The organism is Corallococcus sicarius, from assembly GCF_003611735.1.
GTDB lineage: Bacteria > Myxococcota > Myxococcia > Myxococcales > Myxococcaceae > Corallococcus > Corallococcus sicarius.
In genome coordinates, this window is sequence record NZ_RAWG01000319.1 from 1 (window position 1) to 11133 (window position 11133).

General features: G+C 65.7%; 6 protein-coding genes and 2 pseudogenes. 4 read left to right on the top strand and 4 right to left on the bottom strand.

Annotated elements, in window-relative coordinates; translation table 11 throughout:
- Positions 1-26 precede the first annotated feature (26 nt).
- Positions 27-1244, top strand: a complete 1218-nt coding sequence (locus D7X12_RS33830) for a hypothetical protein (RefSeq protein ID WP_120629343.1) — start codon at positions 27-29, stop codon at positions 1242-1244.
- Position 1245: 1 nt separating this feature from the next.
- Here D7X12_RS33830 and D7X12_RS33835 read toward each other — a convergent pair whose 3' ends face one another.
- The 4 genes from D7X12_RS33835 to D7X12_RS33850 all read right to left on the bottom strand — a co-directional run bounded on the left by D7X12_RS33835 (position 1246) and on the right by D7X12_RS33850 (position 8766).
- Complete coding sequence (locus D7X12_RS33835) at positions 1246-2076, bottom strand: urease accessory protein UreD (RefSeq protein WP_120629344.1); 831 nt, start codon at positions 2074-2076, stop codon at positions 1246-1248.
- Between the two features lie 530 nt (positions 2077-2606).
- Complete coding sequence (locus tag D7X12_RS33840) at positions 2607-5720, bottom strand: type I restriction endonuclease subunit R (protein WP_120629345.1); 3114 nt, start codon at positions 5718-5720, stop codon at positions 2607-2609.
- Positions 5717-7027, bottom strand: a complete 1311-nt coding sequence (locus D7X12_RS33845; protein WP_120629346.1) for a restriction endonuclease subunit S — start codon at positions 7025-7027, stop codon at positions 5717-5719. The genes D7X12_RS33840 and D7X12_RS33845 overlap by 4 nt, the downstream gene beginning before the upstream one ends.
- On the bottom strand, positions 7024-8766 hold the full coding sequence (locus D7X12_RS33850) for a type I restriction-modification system subunit M (RefSeq protein ID WP_120629347.1): 1743 nt from the start codon (positions 8764-8766) through the stop codon (positions 7024-7026). The genes D7X12_RS33845 and D7X12_RS33850 overlap by 4 nt, the downstream gene beginning before the upstream one ends.
- Positions 8767-9110: 344 nt before the next feature.
- On the opposite strand from D7X12_RS33850, the pseudogene D7X12_RS44695 reads away from it, so the two are divergent.
- The 3 genes and pseudogenes from D7X12_RS44695 to D7X12_RS33865 form a co-directional block, all read left to right on the top strand.
- Positions 9111-9338 (top strand): annotated as a pseudogene (locus D7X12_RS44695) (DUF6310 domain-containing protein); the annotation flags it as partial.
- A gap of 57 nt (positions 9339-9395) precedes the next feature.
- A complete protein-coding gene (locus D7X12_RS33860; protein WP_120629348.1) occupies positions 9396-10154 on the top strand; it encodes a DUF5953 family protein in 759 nt (252 codons plus the stop codon).
- A 165-nt stretch (positions 10155-10319) separates the two neighbouring features.
- Positions 10320-11133: pseudogene (locus D7X12_RS33865) on the top strand (hypothetical protein); the annotation flags it as partial.

The following is an 11133-nucleotide window of genomic DNA, read 5'->3' on the forward strand; positions in this document are numbered from 1 at the left end:
GGCCCCCTCCTCCCCCGAGGTCTCCCATGAAGATGAAGAGCAGCTTCAAGCCGAGCTTCCCCAAGACGCCCAAGGCGGCCCCCGCGCCTCCGAAGCAGGACAACACGGTGGCCCACGGGAAGAACTCCACGGGCAGCAGCGCTCCGGTGTCGAAGCCGACGACGCCCACGAAGACGTCGGGGCCGGACAAGACGCCGCAGGGGGACTCGTTCAAGAAGCCCTCCACGAACGCGGAGGGGTCCTCCTCCTCGTCGCGTCCGAACATCAACGCGCACGACCTGCAGGGGCCGCAGGTGCAGGCGCCGAAGCTCTCCGAGAGCGAGGTGCAGGACCTGGTGATGGGCCGCACCCCGGGCAAGGGCAAGGCCGCGCCGGTGCGCCCTGAAATCCAGAAGGTGACGGAGGAGATGAAGGCGGAGGTGCCGGGCGCGGAGGTCCTCCGCTTCACGGACCAGGGCGGCCACCCGATGCTGAAGAAGCCGGGCCTGCCCGCCGGCACGGACGCGGGCGTGTGCAGCGCGATGACGTCCGAGTGGATCCGCACCGGCATCGAAGCGGGCGGCGACCCGAAGAAGGGCTCGCAGGCGTTCGGCAAGCTCACGGACAACCACTTCGGCTCGCTCATCGACAAGCAGCACGCCGAGCACGTCCAGGGCAGCGCCCTCCAGAAGAAGAACAACGCGAGCATGGATTCCATCGCGAAGTTCCAGGACGACGTGGATGTGCTCAAGAACAAGCAGCAGCAGCGCAAGTTCATCAACGAGCAGCTCACGAACCCGCACCTGACGCCGGAGCAGCGCGAGGGATTGACGACGCAGCGCCAGGAGCTGACCCAGGACATCTCCCAGGGCGTGGCGAAGATGAAGAAGGACTCGGCGTCCATCGAAGCGACGCAGATGGAATTGCAGGGCCTGCGCCAGGACTTCCGGACCGGCCGTGGCGGCGGCCACCCGAACGTGCGCGTGCAGGACTTCGAGCCCATCGAGCATAACTTCGCGCAGAAGCTGTTCGACGGCACGCAGCAGAACGGCCACTACCGGATGGGCCTGCGCAAGGATGGCGAGGGCGAGGGTGAGGGCCACGTCATCGGCCTGCACAAGACGGATGGCAAGAGCCGCCTGATGGATGCCAACACCGCCGAATGGCAGACGGACAGCCACAAGGACCTGGTCAACCTGACGGCGGAGCACATCGAGCGGCTGTACCCGAACTACACCGCGTTCGACCTCACCCGCTACGGGTGACTCACACCCGCCGGGCCCACGGGTCGTCGCCCAGCAGGTCCGGCAGGAATGACAGCCAGTCGCGCGTGGTGGAAAGCAGCGTCTCCAGGGAGACGGCCGCCGCGCGCACCAGCAGCCCGTCGTCTCCCAGGGGGCTCGCGGAGACGACCTGCCCAGCGCGCGGCTTCACCGGCAGCGCCGCCACCCGAGCGGCCAGGGCCTCCCGCGCGGAGGCCAGCGCGGGCCCCACCAGCAGCACCGTGGCGAGCGCGTCGAAGCGGCCCAGCCGCTCCGGCAGCGCGCCGTGCTCGGCGTCCAGCACCTGGCGCTCGTCCAGGACGGTGCGCCCTTCCCGCGCGAGGCGCAGGCGGGAGGCGTAGCGAAGGAAGGCCCACCGCTCGCCCCGGGCGCTGCGTCCGGCCGTCACCACGTCCGCGAGCACCAGCGAGGCCCCCGCCGCGAGCGTCACGTCCAATGTCTGGGAATAGCGGGCGCCGGCAAAACAGACGGTCGGGTCCGGCACCCACGCGAGCAGCGCCTGCGGACCCACGCGCGCGCACAGGTCGCTCTGGCAGCCCCGGGGTGAACGGTAGACGCGGTTGGAGCCCTGCGTCGCGAGGAGCGCCGTGGCCCCTTCCGCGACGTTCACGTCCAGGCGCAGGTGGTCGCCGTCCACCAGCCCGCCGCCGAACGAGCTCGTGTAGGCCCAGGCCGCATGGCCGTGGTTGCGCGGCGTGAGCAGCCGCAGGGGGCTGTGCGCCAGCGCGGTGCGCACCACCGTGCGGGGACCGGAGCGCTCGAAGGCGAGCCGCGCGACGCCCGCGCACTCCGGGCCGGGAAGGGTGGAAATCACCCCGTCTTCCTAGCACGGCGCGGCGGTCCTCTTGAGGAGCGACCGCCGTGACATTCCAGGTCCCGGTCCGTGGCTGACCGCCGCCCTCCAGGAACGCTCAGGTCCTGGGAGGCAGCGGCTTCAATCACTTGCTGGGAGGGTTGTTCCCCCGGCCACCGCCGGATGGCTGGCCAGTGGTGCTCGGAGCGTTGGCGGGCCGGCCTCCGCCGCCTCCGCCTCCACCCTTGCTTCCACCGCCGCCGCCACTTCCGCCACTGCTGCCTTTGCTTCCCCCACCGCTGCCCTGGCCACCACCACTGCCTTTTCCGCCGCCGCCTTTACTCATTGCCGCCTCCTTGAGCCATACACCGTCGACCAGGATGCAGGGACCGCTCAATCCAGACAACAAGGCCTACGCCCGGGTTGGCAATTCTCAACAGAAACGGCGGTCCGCGCCGCAGGCCGCCATCGCCATGTCCGGATTGTCGGAGGGCCACCGGCCTGCCAGGCGCCAGGCGCCAGGCGCATCGCAGAGGAACCGTCTGACACACCTACCCCTTGCCGGCTTTGGACCGGAGGGCCTCCCACAGCTTCGCGTGGTTGAGCAGGATGTCCTTGATGCCGGCCCGGATGGCCTCGGAGTTCAACGCCTGCTTGCTCATCAGCGAGTGCGCGTCAAAGGCCTCCATGATGGCGTTCAGGAGCTCAAGATTGAGGTCGGGCGAGTTCGCGAACTGCTCCTGGGTGTTGTTCGCGGCCTGCTGGACCAGCGTGGGGGACTCCAGCAGCTTCCCCATCACGACGCTGACCACGTAGGTGAGCTTGTCCTGTTCGGAGAGGTCCCCCTCGAACAGCGTGTTCACCTTCTCGATGATCTCGCTGAGCCGGGCGCGCTCCTTCTCCTGCACGCTGCCTCCGCCCGCCTCCGTGAGGGGGTACAGCGTCGGCTTCTCCCCTGCCGCGAGCTGCATCACGGCCTTGCCGTGCTCCTTCAGCGCATGGTGCGTGAGCTTGACCTTCGACAGGTCGATGGACTCCCGCTCACGTCCGAACTCCAGGAGCGGTAGGAGGCGTTTGTAGAAGAGGGCCCGCTTCTCGATGGCGGTGTTGGCGTAGTCGAAGATCTGGGAGAGGAACGTGTAGAGGCGCAGGTACGCGCCCATGTCCGACTTGAAGAGGATGAGGGCGTCGAGTTCGGCCTTGGCATCCTTGCTGGCCCTGGAATGGGACGTCTCGTTCGCGGCCTGGAGCGCCACCTGCGCCGCCTTGAACCGCTTCATCAGCCGGTCCACCACCGGCTCGATGGCCTTCACGAGGTCGCTCTGCTTCGAGCTGGGGTTGAGCTCCGCGGCGACCACCCGGTCCACCTCGAAGTCATCGTAGTGGCCGGCGGCGTCCAGCTTCGCTCGCAGGTCGAGCACCAGGTTCGGGTCGGTCGTCGCCGACAGCTCCGCCGTCGTGTAGTATGTCCTGAAGGCTTCGAGGATCTCCGCCGGTTCGTTGATGAAGTCGACGATGAACGTCTTCTCCTTGCCTCGATACGACCGGTTCAGCCGCGAGAGCGTCTGCACCGCCTGGATTCCCGCCAGACGCTTGTCGACATACATGCCGCAGAGCAGCGGCTGATCAAAGCCGGTCTGGAACTTGTTGGCGACGAGCAGCACCTGGTACTCGCCGCCCTTGAACGCCTCGCGGATGTCGCGCCCCTTCAAGTGGGGATTCAGCGTCCGGCTGTTCTCGGTGAAGGGGTCCGGGCCGGAGTCCGGGTCAATGACTTCGCCAGAGAACGCCACGAGCGTGCCCAGCTTGTAGCCGTGCTCCTGGATGTACTTCTCGATGGCGAGTTGCCAGCGCACGGCCTCCAACCGGCTGGCGACGACGACCATCGCCTTGGCCTGACCGTCGAGCAGTGGGGCAACGAACTTGCGGTAGTGCTCCACCACGATCCGTACCTTCTCGGCGATGTTGTAGGGGTGGAGCCGCACCCAGCCCATGATCTTCTTGAGCGCGGCGCTCTTCTCCACGTCCTTCTCGTCAACGTCCCGGCCCTCGTGGGCGAGCTTGAAGGCGAGGCTGTACGGCGTGTAGTTCGTCAGCACGTCGAGGATGAACTCCTCCTCGATGGCCTGGCGCATGGAGTAGACGTGGAACGGCGCCGGGATGTTGTCGGGCGCGGGCTTGCGCGACGGGTCCGGCCGGGTGCCGAACAGCTCCATCGTCTTGTTCTTGGGCGTGGCGGTGAACGCGACGAACGTGATGCCCGAATCATCCGCGCGGGAGGACATCTGCGCTGCCAGGACGTCCTCGCTGCTCACCTCGCCGCCGTCGTTGAACGCCGCCAGCTCCTCCGGGGAGAGGACGGCCTTGAGCTTGGACGCGGCCTCACCCGTCTGTGAGCTGTGGGCCTCGTCGGCGATGACCGCGAAGCGCTTGCCCTGCGTCGCGGCCTTCTCGCGCACGGCCTTGATGACGAAGGGGAACGTCTGGATGGTGCAGACGACGATCTTCTTGTCACCCGAAAGCGCCTTGGCGAGCGTGTCGCTCTTGCTGCCGTCCTTGTCGGTGATGACCGCCACCACGCCTGTGGTGCGCTCGAAGCTGAAGATGGCCTCTTGAAGCTGGGCGTCGATGACGTTGCGGTCGGAGACGACCAGCACCGTGCCGAACACCTTCTTGTGCGAGGCATCGTGCAGCTCGGCCAGGAAGTGCGCCGTCCAGGCGATGGAGTTGGTCTTGCCCGAACCGGCCGAGTGCTGGACGAGGTACTTGGTGCCACGCGCGTCCGCGAGCACGGCGGCCTGGAGCTTCCGGGTGACGTCGAGCTGGTGGTAGCGCGGGAAGATGACGCGGTGGATCTGCTTCTTCGCGTCGCGCTGGGCGATGAGGTAGCGCCCCAGGATTTCCAGCCAGCTCTCGCGCGCCCAGACCTGCTCCCACAGGTACGCGGTGCGGTGGCCTCTGGGGTTCACCGGGTTGCCCGCGCCGCCGTCGTTGCCCTGGTTGAAGGGGAGGAATTCGGTGTCCGGGCCGTCGAGTCGCGTGACCATGTGGACTTCGCTGTTGCTCACCGCGAAGTGCACCAGCGCGCCGCTCGGGAAGGAGAGCAGCGGTTCGGCGGCTTTGCCCTTGGGGCGCGGCAGCCGGTCGAAGCGGTACTGGTCGATGGCGTCCGTGATGCTCTGGGTGAAGTCGGTCTTCAGCTCGACCGTCGCGACGGGCAAGCCGTTAAGGAAGAGCACCAGGTCGATGCTGTTCTCGTTGTGGACGGAGTAGCGCACCTGCCGCACCACACGCAGCCGGTTGGCTTCATAGCGGGCGAGGATGTCGGGATTGATGGCAAGCGCGGGCTTGAACTCGGCCAGCTTGAGCGGCTGCTTGAGGCCGAGCAGGTCGATGCCGTTGCGAAGGACGTCGAGTGTTCCACGCTGGTCGAGCTGGTCTCGCAGGCGATTGAGCAGTGTTTCCTGGGCCTTGCTGCCGTGGTTCTTCGTCAGCGTCTCCCAGGCCTTGGGCTGCGTGGCCTGCACCCAGGACAGGACGTCCGCGGGGAAGAGCGCCCGGGCGCGGTCGTAGGTGGCGGCGTCGCCCTCGGCGTGAAGCCAGCCGTGGGCTGCGAGGTGGGCGCAGATTTCGGATTCGAAACTGATCTCTTTGTGGAGGCTCACGCTGCGGCCCTGTCTGCGATGGCGCGAACGTCGATCTGGCCGGTGACTGCGGCGGAGATCAGGGCGGTGCGGCGTTCTTGAAGAAGCTGCGCGGCACGCATCGCCTCATCAATCAGGCGGTCGAACCGACCAACTTGGCCATCTATCGACTCAGCGATATCAGCCTGCTCCTGAAGAGGGGGGACCGCGAGCGGCACCCTGCGGAGCTCATCCAAGGTGATCTCCAAGAAGGTCGTGCCCTTGGCAGCAATGCGAATGCTGGCTTGGCAGTAGTCGCTGTTGAACGCCCTGAGCAAGAACTTCGGCAGTAATCCCGGGCCAGGGGAAACTCGAGCGGTACCCTGCGTGAGGTTGGCGCCCTCAAGGTGATCGGGCACTAAAAGTCCCTTCCCAAGGCTCGCTCGAATCGCGACCACCAAGTCATTGCGGCTCACCTTGGACCTTCGGTAGGCGGCGTCGATCTCGTGCGTAGTTCGTAGGTACCCGGACATAGGCAACTTATCACCCGACATGTCCGATGTGCGAATGTACGGAACACCATTTTCGGTGTCTGGGCCAGCCTGGACGATTCCGTACGTAATCGTCGTTCCAGCAGCAACCAAATGGCGAAGTTCTCGGAGAGACCAATGGGCAGGTATCTGTCCGAGCCACTCAACGCCGGAGGGCTTCATGGGCGCTTGGGGGTTCAGTCCTTTGGTGACGGCGTGGGAGATAACCCCTTGGCGCTTCTCCTTTAGCAATTCGATTAAGCGCTGCTGCTCGGCCACCAGCGTGTCGATTTTAGCAACTTCGCGATCAAGGAAAGCAGTGATACCTGCCTGTTCTTTCGGCGGGGGAACCGCGAGGACAATGTCCTTCATTTCAGAGAAATTCGTGCTCCAGAGGTCGGCCACAATGCCCCTGCCATTCCTATAGAACTCCTCTTGAAACATCACACTTCGAAGAAGATGGTGAACATACAATCCGAGAATCTCGCGCCGAGGAGCAAGAACGGTATTTATGAGAGACACGGATCCATCAAAAGCAGACAAACCCGCAGAGCCATTGCGATCAGAACGACTATTGATAACAAAATCACCTATCCGCACCAATTTTCGATTATCACCGTCATCGGTCTTCGCTGCCGTTGCGAGCTGTGGGACTACTCCAGACTTGGTGACAGAAAGTGCGGCGTAATCTTTGTCGCTCACCTTCTGTCGACGCTCGTCAAACAAATAACCCACCCGCTTCAGTTCCCAATGCGCCGGCACCTCACCCAGCCACTCAACACCACTGTCCTTGTACTCCGGGTAGCGTGGAAAGCTCATTTCGAGAGTCCTCCGATCATCGTGAGGATGCGGTCAGTGGCGCCCTTCAAGTCCGCGTCGATCTCCGCGAGCGCACGCGGCGGCTTGAAGACGTAGAAGTGCCGGTTGAAGGGAATCTCGTAGCCCACCTTCGTCTTCTCATGGTCGATCCAGGCGTCCGGCGCATGAGGCAGCACTTCGCGCTGGAAGTACGCCTCCACGTCCTCGGAGAGCGGGACATTCTCCGTGTCGCGCAGGTTCGCGTCGGCCACGGGCTTATCCTTGCCCTTGCCCTTCGTGCCCAGCACTGGGCGGCCCTTGGCGTCACGCTCGGGGCGCTCGACCGTGATGGTGCGGTAGCCGAAGTCCTCGTTCTTGAAGATGCGGCTGATGGGTACGCCCCCCCGCGTCAGCTTCTTGAAGTTACCGAAGATGCACGTGATGTCTTCAATGTGCTCACGGCTCAATTCCTTGCGCTTGCTGCCGAGGCTCTTGCGCATCTTCTGGAAGAAGCTGCTCGCATCGATGAGCTGCACCTTGCCCTTGCGCTGAGCGGGCTTCCGGTTGCTCACGATCCACACGTAGGTGCTGATGCCCGTGTTGTAGAACATGTCCGTGGGCAGCCCGATGATGGCCTCCACCAGGTCGTTCTCCAGCATGTAGCGGCGGATCTCGCTTTCGCCCGAGCCCGCCCCACCCGTGAAGAGCGGCGAGCCGTTGAGGACGATGCCGAAGCGGCTGCCACCGTCCTTCACCGGGCGCATTTTTGAAACCAGGTGCAGCAGGAAGAGCAGCGAGCCATCGCTCACGCGAGGGAGACCGGGACCGAAGCGACCGTTGAAGCCGGACTGCTCGGCTTCCTTGCGGACCTCCTTTTCGATCTTCTTCCACTCCACGCCGAACGGCGGGTTGGAGAGCATGTAGTCGAAGTGCTTGCCCTGATGCCCATCCGCGGAGAGCGTATTGCCAAAGATGATGTTGGCGACGTCCTGCCCCTTGATGAGCATGTCCGCCTTGCAGATGGCGTAGGACTCGGGGTTCAGCTCCTGTCCGTACATGACGAGGCGGCCACCGTGACTCAATCCAGCCAGGTGCTCCTCGGCCACGCTCAACATGCCGCCAGTGCCGGCCGTCGGGTCATAGAGGTGGCGCACGATGCCGGGCTTCGAGAGCGCGTCGTCGTCCTCGATGAAGATGAGGTTGACCATGAGCCGGATGACTTCGCGGGGCGTGAAGTGCTCTCCGGCGGTCTCGTTCGAGAGTTCCGCGAACTTGCGGATCAGCTCCTCGAACACCATGCCCATCTGGGCGTTGCTCACGACCCTGGGGTGCAGGTCGATGTTCGCGAACTTCTCCGTGACCAGGTACAGCAGACCGGCCTTCTTGAGCCTGTCAATCTGCGCGTGGAACTCGAAGCGCTCGAAGATGTCGCGCACCGCCGGTGAGAATCCCTGCACGTAGTCGAGGAGGTTCTCGCCGATGTTGTCCTGGTCGCCCATGAGCTTCTTCAAGTCCATCGGCGACGTGTTGAAGAAGTGCTGGCCGGACTTCTTGAGCAGGAAGGGGTCGGGGTTGAGCCCCGCCTTCTCACGCAGCTTCTTCTCCGCGAGGACGGCGGGCTTCGTCGCGTCGAGCACGCAGTCGAGGCGACGCAGCACCGTGAACGGGAGGATGACCTTCCCGTATTCAGACTGCTTGTAGTCGCCGCGCAGCAGGTCCGCGACGGACCAGATGAAGGCGGAGAGGTTCGGTTCACTCATGGCTGCGTTCTTTCGGGGAGCACGGGGCACCTCGGGAGCGGGGTGACGCGCACGGGTGGCATGCGGTCATGCTACCGCAGGGTGCGGTGCATGCGGATTCCCATCCGCGTCAGGCCCGCGGTCATCCGCCGCCACACGCAGCGTGCGAGGCCCCGGCTCCATCGGCGGCTCGTCCGCGTCCTCCCCCAGAAGGCCATCTGCTGCGGAGCCCGCACAAGCGCGTGTTGCCGCCCACCCGGGAGCCGGGCCTTTGGGCCGGAGACGCTCCTCGGGCCTCGCAGGAACCGGAGGCGGACCCCTCACGAGACAGGTCCAGAGGGAACGGGAGGGCCCCGCCCGACCCAATGACCGTGGAGCGCCGCCCTGAGTGCGAGCCCATCCCGGTGCCGCACGCGGGCGAGGATGATCCGCATAACGAGTGCGCCGACAGGTTTCCGCCGAACCGCTACCCCGGAATGGACGTGCTCGTTGGCGGCAAGCGCTTTGATGCGCCGCAAGTCGGCATGCGCATGCTGTGGGAGATCAAGACCCATCAATTTGACAGGTACTCGCGCTTTCTCCAGAACCAGGTGATCCGAGTTCAGGTGCTCGAACTGAAGGAAGCGCGCGACATCGCGGAGGCCTGTGGAATGACCCCTCAAGACTTCCTCGTCCTCATCGTCCATGCGCCAGCGCTCATGGGCGATGACGACCGCCCGCTCGCTGTCGTCCATGCGCTGGAACAGGCTCTCCCTGGCGCGCGCCTGGAGTGGAAGCTCTCCAAAGCCGGGCATCCTCTCGCGTTGCCTCAGCGCGACGCCTGGCTGGCCGAGGCGGCCTCACGTGGGGAGTTCCCCCTCGTATGCAACGGTGACGAAGGTGCCCCCGTCACCCTCTACGGGCTTCCAACGAGCGCTCGCGCTGCATCGGGTGGCCAGCCGCTGCTCGAAGTCCATGCGGATCTGCCACTGGACGCAGCAGGCATCGTGGCGGCAGTGGAGGTGCTGTGTGGAGTGGCGGAGAGCGCGCGGTCGTTCTGGGGCTGTGCGACGCCGCAAAGCGCGGCAGTCGAGATTGCAGGGCAGACGAGGGATCCGGCGCGCAAGCCGGGGGTTCCTCCACGGGGACTTCCAGCACTCAAGTTCCCAGACAAGATCCGCTCGCCTGCGATTCCGCATTGCCTGGGGTGGCTGAATTACTGGTCTGCCGCTGCCGCCCAGGCCATCGGGTTCCCGGATCCCTCGCGTGATGCGGACCTGCTCTCTCGGGCGCGGCGCACTGCTATGGGCGGGTGGGTCGTTCGGCTCACAGAGACGCCGCTGGAGCTCGACAACCCCGCGCACCTGGAGACGCTCTTGCGCGCGTATGAGCGCTTCCCGGAGATTGGCGGGCGCGTGACTCCGCGCTGAGCCAGGCCGTCCTGGCGCCGTGGCGTGGCTCGGCTGTCTATTGCCTGACGGGCAGGGTCGCCCGTGACTCTTTCAGTGCAATGCCCCCCGGTCCGCCGCCCTGTCGGACCGAACGGGGAACCTCTGTCCTTAGCGCCCCTGCTGGGGCCTTCCACGGAGGCGTCGATGTGCATGCATTGGAATTGGACCGTCGTCTTGCTGCTGCTGTTACCCAGCGCCGGAGGGGCGCAGGAAGCCGAGGCTTCCGGCGAAGGAGAGGAACGAGCGACACCGGCAACCCCTGGCTCGGGCTCGCAGTGGACGAACCTGCTGCGCATGGAGGCAACGTCGCTGACGCTCCTGCCCAGGAATGGCATGGGCGGGGACGAAGGCTTCGTCCAGTTGGAGCCCCGGGTGGTGGTGAGGAAGCGAGGCGTGTTCAACCTCCACCTGGGGGCCCCCGTGCGGCTGCGGTTGTGGGGCGGCGGTGGGGGGACGGGCTCCGTGAGGAAGGAGGACTGGGACACGCTGTCCGACTGGGGACAGGTGGTGCGGACGCTCACGGTGGGAGGGGACGCACCCAACTCGTTGTGGATGGGCGCCCTGGAGTCCTACACGCTGCTGTCCGGGCACCTGGTGCGGCGCTACAACAACCGGGGCAACCCCGACCATCACCCGGCCGGAGCGGTGGTGACGAGGAAGCTGGGGCCGGTGTACGCGGAGGCCTTCGCCTCGGACGTGCTGGGCGCGCGCCTCTTGGGCGCGGAAGTCGCGCTGGACGTGCCGTACCTCCTCTTCGGCCGGCCACCCCTCCCCTTGCAGTACCTGCTGTCGCTGTCCGCGGTGCATGACTGGGGGAGGGCCGCAGGCGCCTCGAAGCCCCTGACGCTGGCGCACCTGGATGGCACGGCCATGCTCGTGCGGCGCAGGAACCCAGAAGGGGGCTTCGAGCTGACCCTGCTGGGCGGCTGGGGCGGACGCCCAGGTGAGGGCGGGGCGT